Source organism: Serratia symbiotica (assembly GCF_000821185.2).
Taxonomy (GTDB): domain Bacteria; phylum Pseudomonadota; class Gammaproteobacteria; order Enterobacterales; family Enterobacteriaceae; genus Serratia; species Serratia symbiotica.
In genome coordinates, this window is sequence record NZ_CP050855.1 from 1,645,597 (window position 1) to 1,670,996 (window position 25,400).

At 53.9% G+C, this 25,400-nt stretch carries 18 protein-coding genes, 6 tRNA genes and 1 pseudogene; 12 read left to right on the forward strand and 13 right to left on the reverse strand.

Annotation, left to right across the window (positions count from 1 at the left end; translation table 11 throughout):
- Positions 1-2 precede the first annotated feature (2 nt).
- The 4 genes from mukB to cmoM are packed head-to-tail and all read right to left on the reverse strand — an operon-like array spanning position 3 to position 7,261.
- Positions 3-4,451, reverse strand: a complete 4,449-nt coding sequence (gene mukB / locus SYMBAF_RS08205; protein WP_040265067.1) for a chromosome partition protein MukB — start codon at positions 4,449-4,451, stop codon at positions 3-5.
- Entirely contained in the window at positions 4,448-5,176 is a 729-nt protein-coding gene (gene mukE, locus SYMBAF_RS08210; protein WP_040265066.1) for a chromosome partition protein MukE, read from the reverse strand. The genes mukB and mukE overlap by 4 nt, the downstream gene beginning before the upstream one ends.
- Positions 5,157-6,479, reverse strand: a complete 1,323-nt coding sequence (mukF, locus tag SYMBAF_RS08215; RefSeq protein ID WP_040265065.1) for a chromosome partition protein MukF — start codon at positions 6,477-6,479, stop codon at positions 5,157-5,159. The genes mukE and mukF overlap by 20 nt, the downstream gene beginning before the upstream one ends.
- A complete protein-coding gene (cmoM, locus tag SYMBAF_RS08220; protein ID WP_006709662.1) occupies positions 6,476-7,261 on the reverse strand; it encodes a tRNA uridine 5-oxyacetic acid(34) methyltransferase CmoM in 786 nt (261 codons plus the stop codon). Before cmoM ends, mukF begins: the two co-directional genes overlap by 4 nt.
- Positions 7,262-7,402: 141 nt before the next feature.
- On the opposite strand from cmoM, the gene elyC reads away from it, so the two are divergent.
- Positions 7,403-8,194 carry an envelope biogenesis factor ElyC gene (gene elyC, locus SYMBAF_RS08225; protein WP_040265133.1) on the forward strand — a complete coding sequence of 264 codons (792 nt, stop codon included), beginning with the start codon at positions 7,403-7,405 and terminating at the stop codon, positions 8,192-8,194.
- 18 nt (positions 8,195-8,212) lie between these two features.
- On the opposite strand, the gene kdsB is transcribed toward elyC, so the two are convergent.
- Positions 8,213-8,959 carry a 3-deoxy-manno-octulosonate cytidylyltransferase gene (gene kdsB / locus SYMBAF_RS08230; protein ID WP_040265064.1) on the reverse strand — a complete coding sequence of 249 codons (747 nt, stop codon included), beginning with the start codon at positions 8,957-8,959 and terminating at the stop codon, positions 8,213-8,215.
- On the reverse strand, positions 8,956-9,138 hold the full coding sequence (locus SYMBAF_RS08235; RefSeq protein WP_006709665.1) for a Trm112 family protein: 183 nt from the start codon (positions 9,136-9,138) through the stop codon (positions 8,956-8,958). Before SYMBAF_RS08235 ends, kdsB begins: the two co-directional genes overlap by 4 nt.
- 276 nt (positions 9,139-9,414) lie before the next feature.
- Between SYMBAF_RS08235 and SYMBAF_RS08240 the strand changes: the two are divergent.
- A pseudogene (locus SYMBAF_RS08240) lies at positions 9,415-9,773 on the forward strand (transposase); the annotation flags it as partial.
- A 166-nt stretch (positions 9,774-9,939) separates the two neighbouring features.
- Here SYMBAF_RS08240 and mltB read toward each other — a convergent pair.
- Together mltB and glk are read right to left on the reverse strand one after the other, a co-directional pair.
- Positions 9,940-11,040, reverse strand: a complete 1,101-nt coding sequence (gene mltB / locus SYMBAF_RS08245) for a lytic murein transglycosylase B (protein WP_040265063.1) — start codon at positions 11,038-11,040, stop codon at positions 9,940-9,942.
- A gap of 224 nt (positions 11,041-11,264) precedes the next feature.
- On the reverse strand, positions 11,265-12,227 hold the full coding sequence (gene glk, locus SYMBAF_RS08250; RefSeq protein WP_040265132.1) for a glucokinase: 963 nt from the start codon (positions 12,225-12,227) through the stop codon (positions 11,265-11,267).
- 250 nt (positions 12,228-12,477) lie between these two features.
- Between glk and SYMBAF_RS08255 the strand changes: the two genes are divergently transcribed.
- Positions 12,478-13,665, forward strand: a complete 1,188-nt coding sequence (locus tag SYMBAF_RS08255) for a NupC/NupG family nucleoside CNT transporter (protein WP_040265062.1) — start codon at positions 12,478-12,480, stop codon at positions 13,663-13,665.
- Between the two features lie 261 nt (positions 13,666-13,926).
- Here SYMBAF_RS08255 and SYMBAF_RS08260 read toward each other — a convergent pair.
- The 3 genes from SYMBAF_RS08260 to gltX all read right to left on the reverse strand — a co-directional run bounded on the left by SYMBAF_RS08260 (position 13,927) and on the right by gltX (position 15,756).
- A tRNA-Ala gene (locus SYMBAF_RS08260) sits at positions 13,927-14,002 on the reverse strand.
- Between the two features lie 59 nt (positions 14,003-14,061).
- Positions 14,062-14,137, reverse strand: a tRNA-Ala gene (locus SYMBAF_RS08265).
- 203 nt (positions 14,138-14,340) lie between these two features.
- Positions 14,341-15,756: a glutamate--tRNA ligase gene (gene gltX / locus SYMBAF_RS08270; protein WP_040265061.1), complete on the reverse strand. Its 1,416-nt coding sequence runs from the start codon at positions 15,754-15,756 to the stop codon at positions 14,341-14,343.
- A gap of 293 nt (positions 15,757-16,049) precedes the next feature.
- Between gltX and SYMBAF_RS08275 the strand changes: the two genes are divergently transcribed.
- From SYMBAF_RS08275 to SYMBAF_RS08310, 8 genes are all read left to right on the forward strand, one after another.
- Positions 16,050-16,125, forward strand: a tRNA-Val gene (locus SYMBAF_RS08275).
- A gap of 31 nt (positions 16,126-16,156) precedes the next feature.
- Positions 16,157-16,232 (forward strand) — tRNA-Val (locus tag SYMBAF_RS08280).
- Between the two features lie 39 nt (positions 16,233-16,271).
- Positions 16,272-16,347, forward strand: a tRNA-Val gene (locus SYMBAF_RS08285).
- Between the two features lie 7 nt (positions 16,348-16,354).
- Positions 16,355-16,430, forward strand: a tRNA-Lys gene (locus SYMBAF_RS08290).
- A 221-nt stretch (positions 16,431-16,651) separates the two neighbouring features.
- Positions 16,652-17,656, forward strand: coding sequence for a Fe2+-enterobactin ABC transporter substrate-binding protein (gene fepB / locus SYMBAF_RS08295; protein WP_040265060.1), 1,005 nt, complete (start codon positions 16,652-16,654; stop codon positions 17,654-17,656).
- A 236-nt stretch (positions 17,657-17,892) separates the two neighbouring features.
- Complete coding sequence (gene fepD, locus SYMBAF_RS08300; RefSeq protein WP_040265059.1) at positions 17,893-18,927, forward strand: Fe(3+)-siderophore ABC transporter permease; 1,035 nt, start codon at positions 17,893-17,895, stop codon at positions 18,925-18,927.
- A complete protein-coding gene (gene fepG / locus SYMBAF_RS08305) occupies positions 18,927-19,958 on the forward strand; it encodes an iron-enterobactin ABC transporter permease (protein WP_040265058.1) in 1,032 nt (343 codons plus the stop codon). Before fepD ends, fepG begins: the two co-directional genes overlap by 1 nt.
- Positions 19,959-19,978: 20 nt before the next feature.
- A complete protein-coding gene (locus SYMBAF_RS08310) occupies positions 19,979-20,782 on the forward strand; it encodes an ABC transporter ATP-binding protein (RefSeq protein ID WP_040265057.1) in 804 nt (267 codons plus the stop codon).
- Positions 20,783-21,210: 428 nt separating this feature from the next.
- Here the strand turns inward: SYMBAF_RS08310 and ligA are convergent, their stop codons facing one another.
- Both ligA and zipA read right to left on the reverse strand, forming a co-directional pair.
- Positions 21,211-23,268, reverse strand: coding sequence for an NAD-dependent DNA ligase LigA (gene ligA, locus SYMBAF_RS08315; RefSeq protein ID WP_040265056.1), 2,058 nt, complete (start codon positions 23,266-23,268; stop codon positions 21,211-21,213).
- Positions 23,269-23,347: 79 nt separating this feature from the next.
- The gene (gene zipA / locus SYMBAF_RS08320) at positions 23,348-24,280 is read right to left on the reverse strand and encodes a cell division protein ZipA (RefSeq protein ID WP_040265055.1); all 933 of its coding nucleotides are present in this window, start codon (positions 24,278-24,280) and stop codon (positions 23,348-23,350) included.
- 220 nt (positions 24,281-24,500) lie between these two features.
- On the opposite strand from zipA, the gene cysZ reads away from it, so the two are divergent.
- Positions 24,501-25,262 (forward strand): sulfate transporter CysZ, encoded by a 762-nt coding sequence (gene cysZ, locus SYMBAF_RS08325; RefSeq protein WP_040265054.1) that lies wholly within the window; start codon positions 24,501-24,503, stop codon positions 25,260-25,262.
- The last annotated feature ends 138 nt before the right edge of the window (positions 25,263-25,400 follow it).

A 25,400-nucleotide genomic window follows, 5' to 3' on the forward strand; every position in this document is an offset into this window, starting at 1 on the left:
CTCTATGACGTTTCTACCGCTGCGCTGCCTGACACTGGCGGCTCGCTGGCAAAACCACGCAACCCCACCACATGCACATGCTCATGGTTTTGGAACACTTTGCGCACCAGCTTATAGGTGGTGCCTTTCTCCGGGCTGATATTCTCCGGCGCAGCGATGATCAACTGCATTTCTAGACGGTCACACAGCTCGAACAGCGTGGCGATGGACTTGGCGTCCAGACGCGCTGCCTCATCAAGGAACAATAGACGGCACGGCGAGATGTCTTTGCCGCGCAGACGGCGCGACTCTTCTTCCCAGCTCTGCACTACCATCACCAGAATCGACATCCCGGTACCGATCGCTTCCCCCGTGGATAAAGCACCGCTCTCTGCGCGCAGCCAGCCATCAGAACCACGGAATACCTCCACCTCCAGTTCAAGGTAGTTGCGGTAATCCAGCAGTGCTTCGCCGATGGTTTGCGGCGTACGCTGCCCCATATCGATCTGCGGGTTCAAGCGCTGATACAGTTTAGCCAGCGCCTCCGAAAAGGTTAGACGGTTACTGCTAAACAAATCCTGATGCTGTTCTTGCTGCTCGGAGAGCACGTCCAGCAAGGTGGCGTGTGCTTCACGCACATTGACGTTCAACCGCACACTTTTCACCTGACCAAAAGAGACCGCCTGTAAACCCTGGTTGAGCATGCGAATGCGGTTCTGCTCACGCTGGATGGTCTTGCGGATGATATTGGCCACGCTCTTGGCACTGATCGCCAGCTTTTGCTCACGGGCGGTCAGTTCCTCAGTCAGACGGCCCAGCTCGATTTCCATCTGTTCGATGGCTTCGACCGGATCGTCGGTGCGAATAATATCCTGACGAATACGTTCACGCAGATGCTGGTAAACAGCTATGTAGAACTGGATTTTGCGTTCCGGGTGCTTCGGATCTTCCGATAGACGCAGCACATCGCGCAGATGTTCGTTATCCGCCACCGCCAGACGCAGTGCACCGAGCGCCTTATCCGACATCGAACGCAAAGCGTCACCATCCATATAAGCCAGTTCGCGGCGGTGCAGACGGCGCTCCACACCATTGTCTTTCACCATGCGCATTACCGCACACCAGCCCGCCTTGGCGGTCACTACCTGCTCACGTAACTGATAGTAATCGCGCTCCAACTTGCGCAGTTTCTTCTGCAAGCTGTCCATTTCTGTTTCACAGAAGGTCAGTTGTTTCTCCAGTTGATTGCAGCGCGTGCGGTTGTTGCTCAGCGCCGCATGCAGTTCATCGCGGCGTTGGCGCGCACGTGCTTCAGCATTGGCGTCAGCCTGCACGCCGATATCCACCAGTTCCTGGCTCAACTCTTTCAGCATGTCGTGTTTGGCATCATAGGCACTTTTCAGTGAAGCCAGCACCTGGCTGAACTGAGTAAACTGAGTTTGGTATTGACGCAGTTGTTCACGGGTGCGGGTACGTTCCGCCTCCGCGTGTTCCAAACGCTGGCGCAACTTGTCGTTAAGATCATTGTCGGCGTTCAGCATGCCCGCCGAGTCGGTATAACTAAAGTGCGCACGGCGCTGCACCACTTCGGTCAGCGCAAACGCTTGCTGTTTGAGCTGGCACTGCACGTTCTGTGCCTGCGCATAGTCCTGCTGTAATTGTTGATGCTGCTGCGGATCGCTCTGCAACACCGGCAGCAACGGTTCCAGTTTGGTCAGGGATACGCCGTGCTGCTGAATATGACGCGCAGCATCCTGCGCCTGTTCCAGCTCTTCATGGATCTCCTCCACCCGATCCTGCAAAGTATCGTCATTGAGTAACGATACCCGTGGCATTAAGCGGTTCAGCGCGGAAATGCCCTCTTTCGCCTGCTCATACTGCTGGCGTTGCTGCTGGTTCTGTGCCTCATGAGTGTTTAGCGCACGTTCAATTTCACCGCGCCGAGCGTTCAGGCTACGGATTTCGGCTTCTGGATCGGCGTTAAATGCTACCGCCAGATGGCTACCGATAAAGCGGCTGAACGCCTGATGTGCACGCTGTGTTTTCTGGACGTCGAACGATAGCGTCGCGTAACGTTCCGCCAGCGTTTCGCGCTCGGCGTGCAGCACCTCCAAACGGTTTTCGCGCGCAGCGCGGCCAAACAACGGCACCTGTGGATAGCGCGAATAACGCCACTGACGGTCAGCGGTTTTTACCAAGACCGCCCGTTGCTGTTCTTCGACGGTGAACACGCTGTCATCGAACGACTGCGGATCCCCCTCGATCAGATAGAGATCTTCCGGGCAGTCTTCCAGACCTTCTAGCATCTCGCGTACCCGCGACAGATCCGGCACTACGATGGCATGGCGCGAAGGGCCGTACAGCGCCGAGAAATAAGGGGCGTCGTCAAGAGTGACATCGTCGTAGATTTCAGACAGCAGCACACCGCCAAAGCGTTCAGCCAGGGTAACCAGACGTGGGTCTTCGGCACCGTCTGGCTGACTGAGACGCTCGATCTGGGCTTCTACATCGCTTTTGCGCGCCGCCACCTCGTCGCGCTCAACGGTGGTTTCACGTTCGCGCTCCAGCAGTTGTTGCATGTACTCGGTCACCTGCTGGCTGCTTTCCAGTGGCTCACCGCTCTGCTCACAAAGCTGGCGCAAAGAATCTTGCGCCGCCAGCCACACCGGCGCACACGCCGTCAATTCACGAATACGCTGCTGAAGCTGTTCCAGTTCCTGACGCATGCCCATCCGCTGTTCGCCAGCCTCGCTAACGCTCTGCGACAGCGAGTCCAGGCGTTCCTCCAACTCTTGCAACAGCGCATCAAGATCGTCCGGCTGATAGTCTTGGCCGTGGCGTTTGCAGAACTCCTGCAACAACCGTTCGGCATCGTGCTGTAAACGCAAACGCTGTTCCAGTTCGCTCAGACGCAGGCGCAGCGGCTGCACGCGTTCGGCAAGATGTTGCTGCGCAGGCCAGTCACGCAGCAATTCACGTGCACACTGCCAAGCTTCACTGCGACTGACTTGCCCGGCAATTTTACCCACTAGTTGGTAAGCCTGTTCGAATTGGCCATGCGCGGCGTCGGCCACACTCAGTTTCTGCTCCAACATCAGCAAGGCTTCCGTCGCTTGCTGCTCGTGCGCTTGGAAAGTTTCCAGCCACTGTTCAGCATTATCGGCAGTCAGTTCCTGTAGCTGGCATAGGCTGCGGGCGCGCTCCAGCGCCTGCAACGCCTGCTGGTATTGAATGGCGCGGGTCTGCTGCACATCAAGCGCCTGTTGATAGTCGGCAAGTTGACTTTTCAGTTCATCCACTTCCAACTCAGCCGCCTCAGTGCGCGCTTCGTTTTCGGCTTGTTGCTCGCTGGCTTCGGCCACCACCTCACTCTGTTCTTCCAGACGGTAGGCCAGTTCTTCCAGATCGCTTTCATAACGCGAGATCTTTTCCTGTTGGCGCAGCGCCGTTTGCACCAGATTCAGGTGATCGCTGGCAGCTTGGTAATCGGTTTCCAGATCGGATTCCGCGCTGCTTTGCTCTACCAGTTCTCGCGCCATTTCCACATGGCGATACTGCTCGGCGGCCAGTTGTTGGCGGCTGCCCAGCAGATCGCTGCGCAATGTCAGCGCACCATCCAGATGAATACGGCGTTCGTTGGCATGACGCATGTAGTCCGCCGCCACATAGGAAGTAGCCTCAGAGATCAAATGTTTAAACAGGTCACGATCAGACTGGGTGACGCGGATTGCCTCCAGCGTCATACGGTTTTCACGCAGCGCGGCTTCCATATCCTGGAACGCCTTGCGCACGCCGCTGTTTTCCGGCAGCAAATAGTCACGCAGCGAGCGGGTGATGGCGCTGGAAATACCGCCGTACAATGAGGCTTCGATCAGGCGGTAGAATTTACTGCGATCGGCGGATGATCGCAGGCGTTTCGGGATCACTCCCAGATCGAACATTAGCGAGTGGTAATCGGTGATGGAGTTGAACTGCTTGAACTGTACCCCTTCCATCTCTTCCACGCGTTCTTTCAGCTCATGCAACGGCAGTACGCGTGCTTGGCGCTCGCCCACTGTCTGGGTCAAAAGCTCCGTTGGCTGTACCGCAATCGGCAGCCCCTGAATGGTGAAGGGTTTGATATCGACCTTGCGATCACGCCCCGCCACCTGCTGCAAACGCACACCAACCACCACACGCTGGTGGCGCGAGTTGACCACGTCAAGCGTGGAATAACAAACACCGGCACGCAGTTTGCCGTGCAAACCTTTGTCGCGCGATCCGTTGGTCGCACCGGCCTCGGTGGTGTTGCGAAAATGCAGCAGCGTCAGATCGGGGATCAATGCGGTGACGAAAGCCGCCATAGTGGTGGATTTCCCTGCGCCATTGCCGCCGGACAGCGTGGTCACCAACGCGTCCAAATCAAAGGTGCGGGCGAAAAAGCCGTTCCAGTTAACCAGCGTCAACGAGCGAAATTTACCGCGTTCAATCATTGCTGTTCATCCTCTGCACCGTCTGGAACATTATCAACCTGGTGATCTTCAGCATCATGGTCATCATTCAGCAACAGGCTGTGCTCAACCGGCAGCGCCTCACCATCGCGGATCATGCGCAACTGCGCTTCACGCGGATCATCACCGCTGCGCACATCGGCACCAAAGCGGAATACCGCCTCAGTGATACGGAACTTGCTGCTGTCATTGCCCATGAAATAGACCATGCCCAACCGACGCAGGCGGTTCAACGAGGTGCGTACTTTTTCGTGCAGCTTCTGACGATCAAGATCCGAGCCGCTAGAGCGCTGGTTAACAAACTTCAGCAACTTGCTCTCATCCGCCAAGCTCAGCAGCTCATCGTACAGTTCTTGATGGCTGAAGATACCTTCGTGTGCCAGACGCTCAGGGCTAAGATAGAGGTAGCACAGGATCTTGCCGACCATCATGTCCAGCTCTGACAACACCGAACGCGGGATCAAGGTGGTGGAGCGTGGGCGCAAATAGAAGAACCCTTCCGGCGCCCGAATCAACTCGACGCTATAGCGGTGGTAAAATTCTTCCAGTTCATCCTGAAAATCCATCAAGAAAGCGTGGTTGTCCAACTCATCGATACCGATGTGACGACCCGCACGCAGTTGGCTGTCCAACGCCGGAAACAGCGTATTGGATAATGCCTTGGCCAGTTTGACTGGCATGAGTTGTTCAATATTTGTCGATGACATGGGCCTGGATCTTGGCTCCGTAATCATTGATTGCCTGCCATTGCGCTGGCAATCCTGAAAAATCTGCTTCAGCCACACCAAGGCGCAGCGCCTGGTCGACCACTAAACGCGCTACGTCAAAATGACGCGCACGCGGATATTGCGCCAGATAATCGCGCATCACCGCCCCAAGATTGAGCGGCTTTTGCTGTTCCTGATAGATCTTCAGCGCCTGTTCAATCATCGCTGCCAACTGTTCACAGATCTCGCTGAACGCTTCAAACGCCAAGTCTGGCGGTAGCTCCCCGGTCACTTCTTCACTGCGTAGCGTTAGCTCTTCGTCGCGCATATCTAGCAGACGGGAGGCAGCGGCATGGGTCAGTGTCCACGGATGGTCAAAATAGTTTTGCACCGATTGGCGCAGACGTTGGGCAAACACACGGTTTTTATCCATATCGATGGCGGTTCGGATAAATTTGTGTACATGGCGGTCATAACCGATCCACAAGTCAATGGTCTGTTGGCCCCAACTGATGATGCGATCCAGCTTGCTTTGCAGATCGAACACCAGTTTATCGACGAAGCCCAGTTCCGCGCCGCCCTGGGTCGCGTCTTGGATACGCAGCAGGTGAGCCTGCAACTTATCGCCCGCCGCCTCCAGCGTATCTTGCAACTCGCGCAGGGTACCGGAGGTTTCTGACAGCAACATCTCGCAACTGGAAATTGCCGCCTGCCAATCCTGGTTCAGCAACGCCGCGATATCCGCCTTCACACTCTGCTGCTGTTCGTCCATTCCCCGTTGGGTCATATCGATACTGTCAAAGATCTCGGCCACCGAATATTTCAACGGCGCAAACACGTTGCGGTGCCAGTGGAAATCATCCCCCCCCTCTTCGGCAGCATCGGCGGCACGCTTGAGTTCCTGCGCTACAATTGACAGCTGCATCGACAGCCGCAGTGTGGAGAACTCACGCTGGCGAATATAATAGTCGGTAATGCCGATACCCAGTGGCGTTAGGCGGTAAATGGCGTTGCCGTCCGCCAGTTCGCTGGTAAAGCGGTTCAACAGGCGCTGGCGTACCATATCGTTGATCGCATTGTTGGCACGTATGGCGACCGTTTCATGCGTCTGTTCGAAACCCTTACTGACGTGGCGAAATGCATCAACCAGTTCACCTTCGCTGATTTCGCCGTCCAGCCGCTCGCCATTAAGGGTGGCGACAGCGAGCAGAAAGGCGAGACGCTCTGTAGGGAGCGAAATAGAGAAGTCATTTTTCCGTGCCCAGGCGACCAGTTCGGGTACGGTCTGGGAAAATTCACTCATAGTTCGTCCTTCAGGTTGGGTTTGTGCGCCATGACGTGGATATAGCGTCCCAAACTCACGTAAGGCTCCTGACGACAATAGTGCTGTTCAAGCGCCAGTAACTGTTCAAATTTTTGTGTCTGTAACTGTCTGCTTTGTAAATAATCGTGGAACACTCGCACGCCAGTTTTCCCACTGATGCGCATGCCCATCTGTTCCAGCCAGCCATATACCTGCAGCGGCTGCTGGGGATGTTGCGGCGACAGCGAGCGCTTTCTGCGTCTTCTGACCACCGGATCTACCAGTTGAAAATTACCCAATACCGCGTTGCGCATCACCAGGCCATTAGCGTTAAAGAACATCAGCGATAACGCGCCACCCGGCAGCAGACAGCCGAATAACTGCTGCAACGCCGCTTCGGGTTCAGCGATCCATTCAAGCACGGCATGAAACAATATCAGATCTACCGGCTGTGCTAAATGTTGAGCGATCTCCTGCGCCGAGCTTTGTATAAATTGCATGTTCTGGCTGACACCTTTCTGTTCAGCCAACTGTGCAGCACGCTGGATCATCTCACCAGAAAGGTCGCACAGCAGCACCTGATGGCCTGCCTGTGCCAACTGGCAGGCCATATGGCCTTCACCACCACCGGCATCAAGAATGCGTAGTGACCGCTGCGGTAACTGCGCCAATAGTGTGGTCAGATCTTGCCACACCACCGCCTGGCGAATTTTCCCTTTGGTGGTACCGTAAATATTATGCGCAAATTTTTCGGCAATATCGTCAAAATTGCGATCCTGCATGGGTTGCGGCTCCACTGATTCGGGGGACAAGGCATCGCCCATTCAAACCTGCTATTTTGGCACAGACTGGCTTAGAATGTATCTTCTTGCGACCGGTTTATGCTCTGATGCCGTTTTTTCGCCCAAGAGGATCTGATTTTGCTGCTGTTCAACCTGAAAAAACTCATTGGCGCACTGTTGATGCCGCTGCCCACGCTGCTGTTGCTGATGGGCCTGGCGCTGCTGTTGCTGTGGTGTACTCGCTGGCAAAAAAGTGGCAAAACGATTTTGACGCTCAGTTGGCTGTTGCTGTTGCTTTTCAGCCTGCACCCCGTGGCCGATCGGCTGCTGCGGCCGATCGAATCCGAATACCAGACCTACCGGGGCCATGATCCGGTGAACTATATCGTGGTGCTGGGGGGAAGCTATACCTTCAACCCAGACTGGGCACCGAGTTCAAACCTGATCGGTAACAGCCTGCCGCGCGTAACAGAGGGGGTAAGGTTATATCTCACCCATCCGGGTGCCAAGTTGGTGTTTACCGGCGCGCGTGGCGTAAATACACTCAGCAACGCCGCTACCGCCGCCCGAGTCGCGGAAAGTCTGGGCGTGCCATCGCGCGATATCCTTAGGCTGGATCGCCCATTGGACACCGAGCAAGAAGCCGGACAAGTGGCGGCGCTGGTCGGCAACCAGCCGTTTATACTGGTAACGTCAGCCAGCCATATGCCGCGAGCAATGCGTTTTTTCAAAGCCAAGGGGCTGCACCCCATCCCCGCACCAGCCAACCAACTGGCGATCAGCCCACCATTGAATACTTGGCAGCGCGTTATGCCTTCCTCCATGTTCCTCAGCCACAGCGAACACGCATGGTATGAGACTTTGGGTAGCCTGTGGCAGCGGTTAACAGGCACCGATGAGGCTGGTGGCGATGAGTCACACCCGGCGACATAAACTGTAGGCCAGCGGAATTTAGCGCAGGCTGTCGCGCACACGCTGTAGATCATCAGGCGTATCGACGCCCACGCTCGGTATGACCTTGGCAACCGCCACATGGATTTTTTCGCCGTACCATAGCACCCGCAACTGTTCCAACAATTCAATCTGTTCCAACTGACTCGGCTGCCAACTGACGTAACGGCGGACAAATCCAGCACGGTAGGCGTAAATGCCGATGTGCCGCAACAGGGTATCGCCAATGGTGTCTTGCGATGTGGCGAAGCCCTGACGATCCCAGGGAATAGTGGCGCGCGAAAAATAGAGCGCGTAGCCCTGCGCATCTATCACCACTTTAACCGCATTGGGGTTAAAGGCTTCTTCGGCACTGTTGATCGGCACCGCTAATGTGGCCATACCAGCGCAACTGGCGGCCAGATTTTCCGCCACCTGACGCACGATAAGCGGTGGGATCATCGGCTCGTCACCCTGCACATTGACAATGATCTGGTCATCGTCAAAGCCATAATGTTCAATCACTTCTGCCAAGCGTTCGGTGCCGGAATAGTGATCCAGACGGGTCATACAGATTTCACCGCCTGCGGCCTCAACCGCTTTGGCTACCTCTGGATGGTCGACCGCCACGATCACGCGGCTGGCACCGGATTCACGCGCTCGCTCCATCACATGCACCACCATCGGCTTGCCGTTAATATCGGCCAACGGTTTAGCAGGCAAACGGGTTGATGCATAGCGGGCAGGGATAATAGCGATGAAACTCATGCGTGCTTCTCATCCACACAGAGTGCACGCGCGGCATCTTCCAACAGCACTGGGATGCCATCGCGCAATGGATAAGCCAAGCCATCCACCTTGCAAATCAGTTCTTGGTTTTCTTTGTTGAAATAAAGATTACCGTTGCAGACCGGGCAAGCAACGATTTCGAGTAAACGGTGATCCATGTTTCCTCCAGGGTGGAGATACATTATTGGGAAAGTGAAGGTAGATGAGAGTAGCATAACAACGCGCCGCAGGTTAAGAGTCTATCCCTGTGGGCGTACATTGTGCATTGCCAGGGGGATGCGTGCGCTGATCCTGGGCGAGGGCAAAAGTTCGATTTATTCAACTAAGCCGTGCAAAATTTATTGTCCCCCATAACGACACCGTATTGTCATTTGTAGGGAGTGTTAGAAATTCCGTGTCATTCAAGTCAATATATAATCAAAAAGGAATGACACATGTCCCAACCCTTCAATTTCGATAAAGCCCTGAAAGCACGTCAGGATAGCCAGGCCTTGACGGGCAAAGATGGTATTTAACTCCGTTAATCAAGCCGTTGACGGAAACTGCTTTGGCCGCTGAATTTGACGCCCATCTGGCTCAATACCTTGAAGCCAATCGTAAAAACGGCTCGACCCCAAAAACAGTCATAACACCCACAGGCGCTTTTGAACTGGCCACGTATCGGGATCGCAACGGCTCTTTTGAACCTCAACGGGTGAAGAAACATCAGACCACGCTGTCCGATGAGATCGAACGCAAGATCATACGGATGTTTGCCCTCAGCATAAGTGACAAAACTATCAGTCAGGAAATTTCCGGCGGTTCCAGCGTACAACCCCAATGTGGGTTCTCCACTTGGTTACAAGCAGAGCGATGTCGCCGCAGAGCAATGGCATCTGCGAAGAGTTCCACAAAACGATGTTCTTAGTGGGCAATTTATGTTGAGAGTCGCCATCGATAAATGATGGTTGCAGTGATTTTTAGCGTGACACAGAGTGATGAACGCTTTCGAATGAACCGCGTGCCGAGCGCCCCACCGCTTCACCCAACTGCCATACCACCATCGCATAATAAGTGCTGTGGTTATAGCGAGTAATAGTGTAGAAGTTAGGCAGGCCGTACCAATACTGATAGCCAGTGCCGATATCCAGACGCAGTAGGCTAGCCTGATGATTGTCGCCCAACGATCCCTGTGGACTTAAACCCGCCGCTGCCAGGCTGTCGATCGGGTAACGAGTTTTGAAGCCATGCTCCAGCCCAGGAGCCTGACCATAAGCCTGTACCGCCACCGCTCCGCCTTTGACCCAGCCGTGCGCTTTGAAGTAGTTAGCAATACTGCCGATGGCATCCACCGGTTCCCACAGGTTAATATGACCGTCACCATCGAAGTCAACCGCGTAGCGCTTATATGAGGAAGGCATAAACTGGCCGTAGCCCATAGCGCCGGCAAATGAGCCGCGCAGTTCCAGCGGATCATTCCCCTCCGTGTGCGACATCAGTAGGAATGTCTCTAACTCGCCAACAAAATAGTCGGCGCGACGTGGATAGTCGAAGGCCAACGTTGCCAAGGCATCGATAACGCGGGTTTTCCCCATTACCTGCCCCCAACGAGTTTCAACCCCAATAATACCGACGATGATCTCCGGTGGCACACCATAGACCTGCCAAGCGCGTTGCAGGGCATCTTGATACTGGTTCCAGAACGCCACGCCGTTTTGCACGTTATCCGCTGTGATAAATTTGTTGCGGTAGCGCAACCAAAAGCCGTTAGGGCCAGCCGGTGCCTGTGTGGTGGGCGTTGGTGCTTGTTGTTCCATCTGCCGCAGCACCGAATCCAGCCGTTTGGTCTGCGCCAGCAAGTTGTGTAGCTGTTGGCGATCAAAACCGTGCTCCCGCACCATTTTATCAATAAAGCGCGCCGTATTTGGGTTGTAGGCGAAATCCCCACTTGGCAGTTTGCCACTGTGGGCAGGCGTCAGCAAAAAGCCGCCTTTCTCCGTGGTGCGCTGAGGCAGAGTGGTAGCCGTGCCGCAAGCAGCCAGCAAGGTGATCAGAGGGAGGAGAGCAACCAGATAACGCATCAGATATTCATACAACCCTGCAAGGAATAAGTGGGAACTATGTTAATCCATTGGTGCAGCGTGAACAAACAGGATTAAGAACCTATCCCAGTGGGTGTACGATTGTTGCAGCCAGTTTGGACACCGACAGCGCGCAACAACCGCAGCGTACAGGGAGTACCTGTGGAGGGAGAGCACTGCCCAGGGCCAAAATGGCAAATAAAATAGCCTAATGGGAGAGGTTATTACAAATGCATACCTAGCGCCTGACGCAGATGAGCGCCTGCCCCTAGTAACCCTGGTTGACTGTGGGTGATCATAAACACTGGGATGTCATGCACATAGTCCTTAAAACGTCCTTTGTCTTCAAAAGCAGCGCGGAAACCGGACGTTTTAAAAAACGCCATAAAGCGCGGCACAATGCCGCCGGCAATATACACGCCGCCAAAAGCGCCCAAATTCAGCGCCAGATTACCGCCGAAACGCCCCATAATCACACAGAACAGTGCCAGAACGCGTCGGCAATCAATGCAACTGTTTGCCAAGGCGCGTGTAGTGACGTCTTGCGGCTCCAACGGCTCCGGCAAACGATTATCCAACTTGACAATGGCACGGTAGAGATTGACCAATCCTGGGCCAGATAGCACCCTTTCAGCGGAAACGTGCCCCATTTCGGCACGCAGCACCGCCAGGATGAGATCCTCTTCTTCGCTGTTCGGCGCGAAATCAACATGTCCGCCCTCACCTGGCAAACTGACCCAGCGCTGGCTAACATGCACCAGATGAGCAACACCCAGCCCAGTGCCTGCACCGTATACCGCGATCGGCTTATCCTTCTGTGCGCTGCCGCCACCAAATTGCAGCACATCGTCTTGCGATAACATCGGGATCGCCATCGATACCGCAGTGAAATCGTTGATCACTTCCAGGTGTTTCAGCCCTAGGTTGGCTTTCATCACTTTGATCGAGAACGCCCAACTATGGTTGGTCATCGCCACCCAGTCTTCGGACACTGGACAGGCAATAGCAATGCAGGCATCTTGCACCCTAACCTCCTGTTCCTTCAGGTATTCGCGGATCGCCGCCTCCAGACTTTCAAACTCTAGGGCAGCATAGGTTTTTGCCTGGATAATCTCACCCGTAGCAACAGTGCACAGCGCTAAGCGAGCATTTGTGCCACCAACATCCCCCACCAGGGCATAGATCATCACCATCTTCTCCGCAATATGAAAAATAAAAAGCTACCCACACTGTAAAATCCCGCAGCAAAAACAACACTAGCACAAGAATATAATTTTCATACAAATGTTATAATACATTGATTTTTAATCAAAAAAATTAATAATTAAGAATATTCCCATTGAAAATTTGCATATTTTTAATAGAAGTCTCGTTTTTAAATGCAGCGTTACATAGAATGACGTCCGAAGTCCAACCAGCCTCATATTTGGAGCAAGCATGTCCCCTTTTGTGCACTTTGCGTTAGCTTTGATGGTGGTGGCGATTTTGGCGCTATTAGTATGCCAAGATCGCAAAAACATCCACATTAGCTACATTATTAAATTATTGATCATTGAAGTACTGCTAGCCTATTTTCTCCTGCATTCGGAAGCGGGTTTAGGCTTTGTAAAGGGATGTGCAGCATCGTTCGACAAACTACTCGGATTTGCTGGGCAAGGGACTGATTTTGTATTCGGTGGCATGGCAGAAAAAAACCTGGCATTCTTCTTCCTGAAGGTACTGTGTCCCATCGTCTTTATCTCTGCACTTATTGGTATTCTGCAATACATCAAGGTGTTGCCGTTTATTATCCAGATTGTCGGTACCGTGCTATCAAAAGTGAACGGTATGGGTAAGCTGGAATCGTTCAATGCCGTCAGTTCGCTGATCCTTGGTCAGTCTGAAAATTTCATCGCTTATAAAGATATCCTGAGCAAGATGTCAGAAAAGCGCATGTACACCATGGCAGCAACCGCGATGTCTACGGTTTCCATGTCTATCGTCGGTGCTTACATGACCATGCTGGATGCCAAATTCGTGGTAGCAGCATTGGTGCTGAACATGTTTAGCACCTTTATCGTGCTGTCATTGGTCAACCCGTATGACATCAATAAAGAAGAAGATCTGCACTTGGGCAACCCGCATCAAGGCCAAAGTTTCTTTGAAATGCTGGGTGAATACATCCTGACTGGTTTTAAAGTGGCGATTATCGTTGCTGCGATGCTGATCGGTTTTATTGCCCTGCTCGCTGCGCTCAATGGCCTGTTCAGCGCCATCTTTGGCCTGAGTTTCCAGCACATCCTCGGTTACTTCTTCTATCCGTTCGCTTGGATCATAGGTGTCCCTAAACACGAAGCCTTACAAGTCGGCAGCATCATGGCGACCAAGTTAGTCTCTAACGAATTTGTGGCGATGATGGAGCTACAAAAAGTCTCTGCCGAACTGTCACCACGCAGCACAGGCATCCTGTCGGTGTTCCTGGTTTCCTTCGCCAATTTTTCTTCCATCGGCATCGTGGCTGGGGCGATCAAAGGGCTGAACGAACATCAGGGCAATGTGGTGTCACGATTTGGTCTGAAGCTGGTATATGGTTCAACGCTGGTCAGTATTCTGTCTGCCGCTATAGCAGGTCTGGTGCTCAGCTAAACGGCACCGCGAAAATGTGACCAGGTATGCGGTGTCAGTTAAGGGGCCGTTGACCCATTCAGTGGCGGTGTAAAATCCGGAAACGGGAAATGTTTCCGGATTTTTTCGCAGAGAAACAATCTGACGCTATGAAGTAGCACTTGGTATAAGAAGTAGCACTTGGTAACAGGAGTTTAGTACGATAATTAGAGGCTAAAGATAGCCGGGAGCAGAATAGAGTAGGATGATGAAGAGGTGGGGGTAGAAAACACGCTTTAATCGTGGTGGAGCTAGACGGGATCGAACCGACGACCTCTTGCATGCCATGCAAGCGCTCTCCCAACTGAGCTATAGCCCCATAAAAGTGCTAGGTGTTACCGACGTTATGGTATCTTTTACCCCTTCGCAAAACAAGTTTGGTGGAGCTAGACGGGATCGAACCGTCGACCTCTTGCATGCCATGCAAGCGCTCTCCCATCTGAGCTATAGCCCCATTCCACAACGCGGTTGTGCTGCGAACCGGGCGCATGATATGAAACCCCAGAAACACTGTCAACGGCTAAATGGAATTCCTCGATCAAGCGCTGAAAAAGCCGCCAAATTAGCCTGCTTAACGCCCAAAATCGTCAATAGAGGCTAGATCGTCACGCGAGATCGTTCCACAGGGTGGCTTGATTGATACCGCGCGACGGGCAATCAACCCCGCGCTTCGCGCTCGGCGATGTATGCCAACGCCCTATCGATACGCTGTAGGGAACGCGCTTGGCCGATCGCATACACAGTGACGTCCATGCCAGGCGATTGCCCAGCCCCCGTCACTGCTACGCGCAGCGGCATGCCGACCTTGCCCATCCCCACACCCAGCTCATCTGCGGTACCCTGAATAGCATGGTGCACATTTTCCGGCGTCCATGGGCTGATGGTTGCCAACTTGGCACGCACCGCTTCCAGCGGCTGGCGGGCGACCGGTCGCAAGTGTTTCTTGGCGGCATCGGCGTCGAACTGGTGGAAGTCTTCATAGAAGTAGCGGCAAGACTCAGCCATTTCTTTCAAGGTTTTGCAACGTTCACCCAGCAGCTTGACGATATCTTTCAATTCAGGGCCATTGCGGGTTTCGATGCCCAGTTGCTCAACGTGCCACGCCAGATGTACCGCCACTTCTTCCGCTGGCATATGGTTGATGTAGTGATGGTTCAGCCATTGCAATTTCTCAGTATTGAAGGCGCTGGCGGACTTGTTAATCGCATCCAGGGTAAAGAACGTTTTCATATCGTCGAGGGAGAATATTTCTTGATCACCATGCGACCAACCCAGACGCACCAGGTAGTTCAGCAACGCCTGCGGTAGGTAGCCATCATCACGATACTGCATCACCCCCACTGCACCGTGCCGCTTGGACAGTTTCTTGCCGTCGTCGCCGAGGATCATCGAGACGTGCGCATATTCCGGCACCGGCGCACCCAGCGCTTTCAGGATATTAATCTGGCGTGGGGTGTTGTTGATGTGGTCTTCGCCACGGATCACATGGCTGATTTCCATATCCCAGTCGTCCACCACCACACAGAAGTTATAGGTTGGCGCACCATCGGTACGGCGGATGATCAAATCGTCCAGTTCCTGATTACTGAATTCGATTGGGCCACGGATGTTGTCGTCAAAGATCACCGAGCCTTCCTGCGGATTGCGAAAGCGCACCACATGCGGTTCATCATCAGTGTGGCTGCACTGGCTATCACGGCAGTGGCCGTCATAACGTGGCTTTTCACCGTTTGCCATCTGCTTTTCACGCAACGCGTCTAGACGTACTTTGGAGCAAAAACATCTATAGGCCGTGCCCTGCACCAGCATGTCGTCGATCACCGCGTTGTAGCGGTCAAAACGCTTGGTCTGGAAGTAGGGGCCTTCATCCCAATCCAAATTCAACCAGTTCATGCCAGCCATAATTGCGTCGATCGCTTCCTGAGTGGAACGTTCCAAGTCAGTATCTTCGATACGCAGAACGAACTCTCCGCCCGCATGGCGGCTAAACAACCAGGAATAAAGTGCAGTGCGGGCACCACCGACGTGCAGATAGCCGGTAGGACTCGGCGCAAAACGGGTTTTGATTTTCATTGGGTTCACTGCCTTATTACGCAACGCGTGTCGGCAGGTTGCCAACGGTTGCTCGGAATTTAAAAAAGTGGGCGACATTGTATCACCACAGGCTGATTCCTCAACGTTGACACGATATTTCGCTGGCTAATTCCGCGCTCTCTGCGGCTGGTTTCGCATGACGATGAGGCAAAATTTGGCATTGCTGGCGATAATGATCGCACCCTGCGTAATTTTACGCCGAACGATTGAAATCATTTTAAAAACCATTGACTCACTTTGAACTATCCCTATAATGCGACTCCAACAAGTTGGGGCGATTAGCTCAGTTGGTAGAGCATCTCCTTTACACGGAGGGGGTCGGCGGTTCGAACCCGTCATCGCCCACCATCTTGTCGAACAGTAAGAAATGAGAACATCAGGGTGATTAGCTCAGTTGGTAGAGCACCTTCTTTACACGGAGGGGGTCGGCGGTTCGAGCCCGTCATCACCCACCACGTGTTTGTCATTTTGCAGTAACCAGGAAGCCCTGAAGTGGGTGATTAGCTCAGTTGGTAGAGCATCTCCTTTACACGGAGGGGGTCGGCGGTTCGAACCCGTCATCACCCACCATTTCTGCGGGTCGTTAGCTCAGTTGGTAGAGCAGTTGACTTTTAATCAATTGGTCGCAGGTTCGAATCCTGCACGACCCACCAATTCAAAAAAAGCGCCTTCTTTGAGGCGCTTTTTTGCATTTTCAGCTTGAAACACCTTTCTCGGTCAACCTTATGCGCATCCTTGCTATGTGTTCGCCACAAGGGATACGAATGGTTATCATTTTAATATTTTGCGTGGTAAATTAGCGCAGTTATTTCACCAAGCCAATCTGCTAGCCAGATTGATACGCCTTTATTTAAGGAAAAAGAAAGAGCTTGCTATGACACTATCCTTACGCCCTCTGCTCATTTCATTTATCGGCGCATGCCTACTGCTCAGTGGTTGTGACCTGGACGATAAAACGGCTAATCAGCACGTGCCTTTCAGTACTGAACACCATGGCTGGCCGCGTACGATTAACAGCGTCATAGGCCCTTTTACTCTGGAAAAACCGCCACAGCGTATCGTCTCCACTAGCGTTACCCTTACCGGCACCCTGCTGGCCATTGATGCCCCCGTGGTCGCCAGCGGTGCTACCAGCGCCAACTCTTCGCTCTCTGACGCTCGCGGTTTCTTTACCCAATGGAGCAAAGTGGCAACCCAGCGCAATGTCAAGCCGTTGTACCAGCTAGAAGCCAACGCCGAAGCCATTGCCGCCGCCAATCCTGACTTAATTATTATCGCATCCACCGGTGGAGACTCTGCGCTGAAGTTGTACGACCAGCTATCAACCCTAGCGCCAACACTGGTACTCAATTATGGCGATAAGAGCTGGCAGCAACTGGCTAGCGAGTTGGGTGATATCACTGGCCATGAGCAAGGAGCACAGCAGGCCAAAGCCCGCTTTGAACTACGGGTGAACCAAATGAAACAGGCCATCACCTTACCGCCACAGCCCACTTCCGCGCTAGTTTATGTCGACAATGGGCGTGAAGCCATGCTATGGACGCCGGATTCCGCCCAAGGGCGATTGCTGACCCAACTGGGTTTCCAACTGGCCATCCCGCCGGAAAGCGCCAAGGGCAACGCCAGCATGGGAAAACGCCAGGACATCATTCAGCTTTCAGGAGAGAAAATGGCCGAGGGCCTGAACGGCAAAACGCTGATGCTATTCTCAGCCGATGATCGTAAGGTCAAAGAACTGTTGGCTAACCCTTTCTTGCAACATTTGGAACCGGTAAAACAACACCATGTTTACGCCGTTGGCAATGATACCTTTCGCCTTGATTACTACAGCGCCACTAATATGCTGAATAGCCTCGAACAACAATTCAAAAAATCCTGATTTTGGCGCTGGCAGGTCGGGTGCCTGCCGTTTCTCATTTCATCGCCAGATGAAGTATAGGGTGCAATGATGATATTTAATTTGTTGAAATATAAATATTAATAGGCAATTTAAATGCCTCATCGCGCATATCCGATAGATGCATTCCTCAGTGATCTCATGCTAACCTGTACCCACTTTCATGGACGCAAATAAATAATACTGAGAATAAAAATTATAAAGGAGTTACCGGTGTGATGTTATCCACTCCACCTGCCACGCGCACAGCTTGCCCCCGTAGCCTGAAACGCGTTTCTGGTCTTGGCGTCTGCCTGATGCTGCTATCACTGTGCGTTATGGCCAGCCTGATGATAGGTTCCAAACCTATTCCATTTAATGACGTTTGGTTCAGCCTGCTGGGCCAGCTTACCAACGCTGACAGCACCATTATCCTCAACGCGCGTTTGCCGCGCACGCTGGTCGGCATCCTGGTCGGCATAGCGTTGGGCGGTACCGGTGCCCTGATCCAGGCGTTGACACGCAACCCACTGGCCGATCCCGGCGTACTCGGCATCAACGCCGGTGCCAGCTTCGCCGTGGTGCTGAGCATTATGTTTTTTGGTGCCACATCAATCGAGAGTTATATGAGCTGGGCCTTTATCGGCGCGGCTATCACCACTTTATTGGCATACCTGATCGGCACGCTGGCAGGTGGGCGCATCAACCCAGTACGGCTGACGTTAGCCGGTGTAGCGATAGGCGCGGTGCTAACCGGCATCACCACCGGCCTCTCGCTGCTCGATCCGCAAACCTTTGACCAACTGCGTTTCTGGCAGGCTGGCACGCTGGATATTCGCACTTTGGCTAGCCTGTCTGTCACCGCACCCGCCATTTTGCTCGGTGTCTTGCTGACGCTGGCTATCGTTCGTCCGCTAAACACTATCAGTATGGGGGAAGATCTCGCCATCGCGCTCGGCACACCGATGGTGCTAACCCAAACTATCGCCGTTATCGCCATCACGCTGCTGTGCGGTGCGGCGACCGCCACCGTTGGCCCGATCGGTTTTGTCGGTCTGATGGTGCCGCATATTGCCCGCTGGTGGGTCGGCCCCGATCAGCGTTGGATATTGCCCTATTCCATGCTGATGGCACCGGTTTTGCTGCTGTGTGCCGATATCATCGGCCGTCTGTTGGTGCCTGGCGAGCTGCGGGTTTCGATCGTCACCGCCTTTATCGGCGCGCCGGTGTTGATCTGGCTGGTACGCCGTAAGAAAACGCTAGGGGGGTTGTGATGTCACGACAACGCATCCTGCTTATTGGTCACCCGGACGGCCTCCTGAATTGGCGCTTGCCGCTGCGCGTGCTGGTGATTAATGTGTCGCTGCTGGTACTCTGCCTGCTGTTAGCCATAGCGGCACTGTGCTACGGCACGCTGCATCTTTCGTTGGAACAGCTATTTTCCGCACTCAGCGGCCAGGCACCGGAGAGCCTGATGATCGTAGTCACGCAATGGCGCTTACCGCGCATCACTATGGCACTGCTACTAGGCGGCGCGCTCGGCATGAGCGGTGCCATCTTCCAATCGATTACCCGTAATCCACTCGGTAGCCCGGATGTGATCGGTTTCAACATGGGTGCTTACACCGGTGCGCTGATCACTATTATTCTGTTCAGCGGCGGTTATTACCACATCGCAATTGGCGCGCTGGCTGGCGGTCTCCTTTCCGCTGTGGTGATCTATCTGCTTGCCTGGCGACAAGGCATTGTCGGTTTCCGGCTGATTATTGTCGGTATCGCTATCAGCGCGGTGCTGGTCTCTACCAACACCTGGCTGATCATCACCGCTTCTGTGGAACGTGCCATGGATGCCGCCATATGGCAGGCCGGTTCTCTCAATGGCTTGACCTGGCAAAAATCGCAGCCAGCAATCGTATTTATCGGCCTGGCGGCCAGCGCCGCACTGCTGATGAGCAAACGTCTACAACTGCTAGAGATGGGCGACGATGCGGCGCAGGCGCTGGGGGTAAATGCAGAAAGCAGCCGAATGTGGCTGATGCTATTCGGCGTGACCCTGACTGCTGCCGCCACCGCCGGGCCAATTTCGTTTATCGCCCTGGCTGCCCCACAGATCGCGCGCCGCCTGACTGGCCAGTCTTCAGTCACTTTGACCTCGTCGGCGCTGGTAGGGGCAGCGTTGCTACTGGGCGTTGACACCATTTCCCAGCCGCTTTTCGCGCCAATCCAGTTGCCGGTTGGCGTAGTGACTGTCAGCATCGGCGGCCTGTATTTGATCTGGCTGTTAATCCGTGAATCTCACAGATAATAATGAAGAGTAAAAATACTATGAACCACCGCCTGCACGCCTCGCATCTGACACTAGGCTACGACCATAAAATCATCGCCGATGACCTGAGCGTGGCGATCCTTGATGGTGCCTTCACGGTGATTGTCGGGCCGAATGCCTGCGGCAAATCCACGCTACTGCGCGCACTGTGTCGCCTGCTGAAACCCAGCGCTGGCGAGGTATTCCTTGATGGCAAAAGCATCAGCCGTTTTGCCACCAAGGCGCTGGCACGTGAACTGGGCCTACTGCCGCAAACCTCAATTGCGCCGGACAGTATTACCGTGGCGGCGTTGGTTTCCCGTGGGCGTTACCCACACCAAAGCCTGTTGAAACAATGGACTCGTGCCGACCAGCAAGCAGTCGAGGAAGCGATGGTGGCCACCAACGTCAACCAACTGGCCAGCTGTAGCGTCGACGAGCTTTCCGGCGGTCAGCGACAGCGGGTGTGGGTGGCGATGGTGCTGGCACAGCAAACCCCGCTGCTATTGCTGGATGAGCCGACCACCTATCTGGACATCGCCCACCAGATTGATCTGTTGGATCTGTTACGCCAACTGAATCAGGAGCGCGGTCAAACCATGATCGCTGTGCTGCACGATCTAAACCACGCCTGCCGTTATGCCGACCATATCATCGCCATGCGCGATGGGCAGATCGTCGCGCAGGGGAAACCGGCCGAGATCATCACCGCCGAGCTAGTAGAGCAGGTTTTCGGCATGCCCTGCATGATCATCGACGATCCCCTGTCCCATAGCCCACTGGTGATCCCGCGTGGCCGCTTTCACTGCGGTTCTGCGCAATAATCAACCGTATATCCACGGTTGATTGCGATAGCACAGCCGTTTAAACGGGGGCCACACTAGCGACACCCCGGTGGATTTAAATCATCTGTGCCATCAGTGAGTCGCTGTCCGTACAACTGACAGGAATGGTCACTTCCACCGCCCCTTGCATCTCCATCGCTGTGCGCAAATCTTCAGGTGCTACGCTACGACGACTTTACTGCCAAGCGGCACTGGGTAGCTCCTTTCTGCCATAGGGTTGGATATTGCGTGGTCAGCTACAGCAGGTGCTTGAAAAGCCAGGCGATGAACAGCAGAGTATCTATCTACTGTGCCGGTGGCGAAAATGTCCGCCCAACGGGCAGCCTTCAGCAACCTACTGCAACAAAGCCTCAGTCAGCCCCCAGTTGACTGTGAAGCAGCAGGGCTTTACCGCAACTCTGGGTGTGCTACTGCGGGGAATTGGCGGATGACATCTCGCTGTGAACAATTTCTATCAGGCGGAGCAATTCCGCTTCGTCGATCACCTCGATGCCCAACTCCTGCGCCTTCACCAGTTTGGAACCAGCCGCCTCACCTGCGATCACCAGATCGGTTTTTTTCGACACGCTGCCACTGATCTTGGCACCCAATACCTTCAGGCGGTCTTTAGCATCATCACGTGACAGTTGACTGAGCGAGCCTGTCAGCACCACAGTTTTGCCAGCGAATGGGCTGTCGATCTCTTCCGTTGCCACCACGACTGGCACCGGCCAGTTGATGCCTATCTCGACGCTAACCAGCTCAGCGATAACCTTTTGATTGAGTGCTTCATCGAGGAAATGACGCGTGTGCTGCGCTACCACCTCACCAACATCCGGCACCTCTTTCAACGCTGCGATATCGGCAGCGTACAGTTTCTCCAATGAGCCGAAATGTGCCGCCAGATTAGCGGCGGTCGCTTCACCGACCTCACGGATGCCTAAGGCATACAGGAAGCGAGCGAAGGTGGTCTGCCTGGATTTCTCCAACGCGTTGACCAGGTTCTGCGCCGATTTCGGCCCCATACGATCCAGCCCAGATAGCATGTTGGCGGACAGGCGGAACAGGTCAGCCGGATTTTTTACATACTCTTTTTCCACCAACTGTTCGATGATTTTGTCACCCATGCCGTCCACATCCATCGCCCGACGCGAGACGAAATGCTTAAGCGCCTCTTTGCGTTGTGCAGCGCAGATCAACCCACCGGTACAGCGCGCCACCGCTTCACCTTCCAGCCGCTCAACATCAGAACCACACACCGGGCAATGCTGCGGGAACACCACCGCGCGCGTGTCCGGTGGGCGACGATCTTCCAACACACCTACCACTTTCGGGATCACGTCCCCAGCGCGGCGCACGATCACCGTATCGCCGATACGCAAGCCTAAGCGTTCGATCTCATCGGCATTGTGCAATGTAGCATTACTGACAGTGACGCCCGCCACCAGCACCGGCTCCAGCCGCGCTACCGGAGTGATAGCACCGGTGCGCCCCACCTGAAATTCAATTTCGCGTACCAAAGTGATCTGCTCTTGAGCCGGGAATTTGAACGCCGTAGCCCAGCGTGGCGCGCGCGCTACGAAACCCAGCTTTTCTTGCAGATCGATATCGTCAATCTTTACCACCACACCATCGATATCAAAACCAAGCTGCGCGCGATCTTGCTCCACCTGGTGGTAGAAGGCTAGCACCTCATCGCTGCCAGTGCAGCACCGCGCGCCATCATTGACCGGCAAGCCCCATGCCCTGAACTGCATCAGCCTCTCAAAATGGCTACGCGGCAGTTCGCCGCCCTCCAGCAGACCTACGCCGTAGCAGAAGAAAGTCAACGGGCGGTTGGCTGTGATGCGTGGATCAAGTTGGCGAATCGAGCCGGCGGCAGCGTTGCGCGGATTGGCGAAAATCTTGCCGTTCTTGCGCCGTGCCTCTGTATTCATTTGTTCAAAACCAGCCTGCGGCATAAACACTTCGCCGCGTACTTCTAGCCGACGCGGGATATTGGCACCGGTCAAGCGCAGCGGGATAGCGCGGATGGTGCGCACATTAGACGTAATATTTTCACCGGTAGTGCCATCACCCCGCGTGGCAGCACGCACCAGTTCGCCATCTTCATACAATAGACTGACCGCCAGCCCGTCTAGCTTCAACTCGCAGCAGAAGGTCAGCGGATCGCTGATTTTCAGCCGCTCCTGCACGCGCTTATAGAATGCCAGGAAGCTTTCTTCATCGAACACATTATCCAGCGACAACATCAGCAGTTCATGGCGCACCTGATCAAAGGCCGCCAGGGGCGCAGCGCCAACACGTTGAGTCGGCGAGTCGGCAGTGATCAGTTCAGGATGTGCGCTTTCCAGTTCGCGCAGTTCGCACATCAAGCGATCATATTCCGCATCCGGTACTTCCGGCGCATCAAGCACATGATACTGGTATTCATGATGGCGCAATGAGGCTCGTAGTTGTTTGATTTGTTCGGTTATCGATTTCATAGCTCATCATCAAAGATAAAAAACCCCCGTCAAAGCGGGGGCTGGGTTATTATGGAGATCCAGTGTGCCTGGCAACGGGTCAGGCGTTGTTTTCCAGCACGGCACGGAGGCGCGCTTTATAGGTTTCCAGCTTTTGCGGCGTCATCATGCGGCGTTCGTCATCAAGTACCACGCCCCCAACATCATCAGCAATACGCTGTGCCGACTGCAACATCAGCTTAAAGTTCTGATTGGCATCGCCGAAAGAGGGCACCATCATGAACAATGATACGCCCGGCGTAATAAAATCAGACATCATATCAGGCTCAAAAGAACCCGGTTTAACCATGTTCGCCAAGCTGAACAGTACCGAACCGCTGCCCGCCGGGCTAATATGGCGATGGAAAATACCCATTTCACCAAACTGAAAGCCCGCCTGTAGCACGCTCTGTAGTAAGACTTCGCCGTCGATCATTCCCCCTTGATGAGCCGCCACATGTAATACCAGTACGGTTTCTTTTGGCTTTGCCGCGATCGACTCGGCGGGAAGCGGCTGCGGTTTCGCTTCCGGCTGGTGCTGATGCACAGATGTGTCGTGCAACACGGGCACCGCTTCAGGCTCTGCCGCTGGCGGTAGATCATCGAGGCAAGGTTCACGACGCAGCGCAGGCTGCGGTTCGCCGCCTTGATCCTGTTGCATGCTGCTATCTCGTGAGATATCACCCGGGGCCAGAGCTTGATAGGCAACCGATTGATCAGGCTTGGGCGTAACCACAGGCTCTTTTTTCGCGGCACCAAAATGCCCCAACAATGCTTTATCCTGCGGGTGAGCAGCGCGTATACGCACCTCCCCCACGCCTTCATCGAGATCGTTGCTCAGAGTTTGTTTCCGTTCCTTATTGGAACGTTTAGCTGGACGATCGCGGAAAAGCGATGAGCGTTCCTTGCGGCTGGTCCATAGACCGTGCAATAACAACGCTATTATAGCGATCGCACCAACAACGATTAATATCAGACGCAAATCTTGCATCATTGCTATCTCTGTTGTTCCAATACATTGCCACGGCGGCAAACATTCACTTATTAACTCTATTTGCCCGCACACACAAGTGCAAGTCTGTGCTGAATTTTATGCTAATAAAGATGACTACACTGCTTTTTTTGCTGTTTTTTCCGCCAACCACACCCTAGCCAGTAGAAAATCATCCCGATATGATACTGCTGCCTGTTCAGATGATGAGATAACTTAAGATATGCCTTATACCCCGTTTCCTGCAAAATCCACCAATGGCATTCACTATTTCGCCGAAGGCTGGCGTCTGGTTTCACGACCAGGGATCAAACGCTATGTCTTCCTGCCGTTGCTGGTCAACATGCTGCTGATGGGATCCACCTTTTGGTGGCTATTCAGCCAACTCGGCGACTGGCTCCCGGCAATGCTGAGCCATATTCCCCACTGGTTGCAGTGGCTAAGCTATCTACTGTGGCCGCTGGTGGTCATTTCGGTGCTGCTGGTGTTCGGCTACCTGTTTAGTACCATCACCAACCTGATCGCCGCGCCGTTCTGCGGTCTGCTAGCAGAACAACTGGAAGGCCACCTGACCGGTAAACCGCTAGCGGACACTGGTATCTTCAGCATCGTGAAGGATCTACCGCGCGTCATGGCACGCGAATGGCGCAAACTGGCCTATTACCTGCCACGCGCCCTGCTGCTTTTAGCGCTTTATTTCATCCCCGGTCTAGGCCAAACGGTAGCGCCAATACTGTGGTTTTTGTTCAGCGCCTGGATGCTAGCGATTCAATATTGCGACTATCCGTTCGACAACCACAAGGTCAGCTTTGCCGATATGCGCCGTGCGCTGCGTCAGTATAAAGCCGATAACGTGCAGTTCGGTACGCTAGTCAGCCTGTTCACCATCATCCCAATCCTCAACCTGGTGATCCTGCCAGTGGCAGTTTGCGGGGCTACTGCGATGTGGGTGGATCGTTATCGCGCGCAATTCGTCCGTTCCTGAGCCAATGACTTCAGTAAGACGTGCACTTTCTTTCGCCCTTATCATTGTGCTTAAAACTTATTTCCTAATAACATATAGATATACTAATTCTTTACTTCCCTGCTGGTGTTGTTAGCGTATACTTCAGATATTCCTTAC

Coding starts and splice junctions, on each gene's coding strand:
- mukB (WP_040265067.1), bottom strand. CDS start 4,451: ATGATTGAACGCGGTAAATTTCGCTCGTTGACGCTGGTTAACTGGAAC.
- mukE (WP_040265066.1), bottom strand. CDS start 5,176: ATGTCATCGACAAATATTGAACAACTCATGCCAGTCAAACTGGCCAAG.
- mukF (WP_040265065.1), bottom strand. CDS start 6,479: ATGAGTGAATTTTCCCAGACCGTACCCGAACTGGTCGCCTGGGCACGG.
- cmoM (WP_006709662.1), bottom strand. CDS start 7,261: ATGCAGGATCGCAATTTTGACGATATTGCCGAAAAATTTGCGCATAAT.
- kdsB (WP_040265064.1), bottom strand. CDS start 8,959: ATGAGTTTCATCGCTATTATCCCTGCCCGCTATGCATCAACCCGTTTG.
- SYMBAF_RS08235 (WP_006709665.1), bottom strand. CDS start 9,138: ATGGATCACCGTTTACTCGAAATCGTTGCTTGCCCGGTCTGCAACGGT.
- mltB (WP_040265063.1), bottom strand. CDS start 11,040: ATGCGTTATCTGGTTGCTCTCCTCCCTCTGATCACCTTGCTGGCTGCT.
- glk (WP_040265132.1), bottom strand. CDS start 12,227: ATGATCTATGCCCTGGTGGGGGATGTTGGTGGCACAAATGCTCGCTTA.
- SYMBAF_RS08255 (WP_040265062.1), top strand. CDS start 12,478: ATGTCCCCTTTTGTGCACTTTGCGTTAGCTTTGATGGTGGTGGCGATT.
- gltX (WP_040265061.1), bottom strand. CDS start 15,756: ATGAAAATCAAAACCCGTTTTGCGCCGAGTCCTACCGGCTATCTGCAC.
- fepB (WP_040265060.1), top strand. CDS start 16,652: ATGACACTATCCTTACGCCCTCTGCTCATTTCATTTATCGGCGCATGC.
- fepD (WP_040265059.1), top strand. CDS start 17,893: ATGTTATCCACTCCACCTGCCACGCGCACAGCTTGCCCCCGTAGCCTG.
- fepG (WP_040265058.1), top strand. CDS start 18,927: ATGTCACGACAACGCATCCTGCTTATTGGTCACCCGGACGGCCTCCTG.
- SYMBAF_RS08310 (WP_040265057.1), top strand. CDS start 19,979: ATGAACCACCGCCTGCACGCCTCGCATCTGACACTAGGCTACGACCAT.
- ligA (WP_040265056.1), bottom strand. CDS start 23,268: ATGAAATCGATAACCGAACAAATCAAACAACTACGAGCCTCATTGCGC.
- zipA (WP_040265055.1), bottom strand. CDS start 24,280: ATGATGCAAGATTTGCGTCTGATATTAATCGTTGTTGGTGCGATCGCT.
- cysZ (WP_040265054.1), top strand. CDS start 24,501: ATGCCTTATACCCCGTTTCCTGCAAAATCCACCAATGGCATTCACTAT.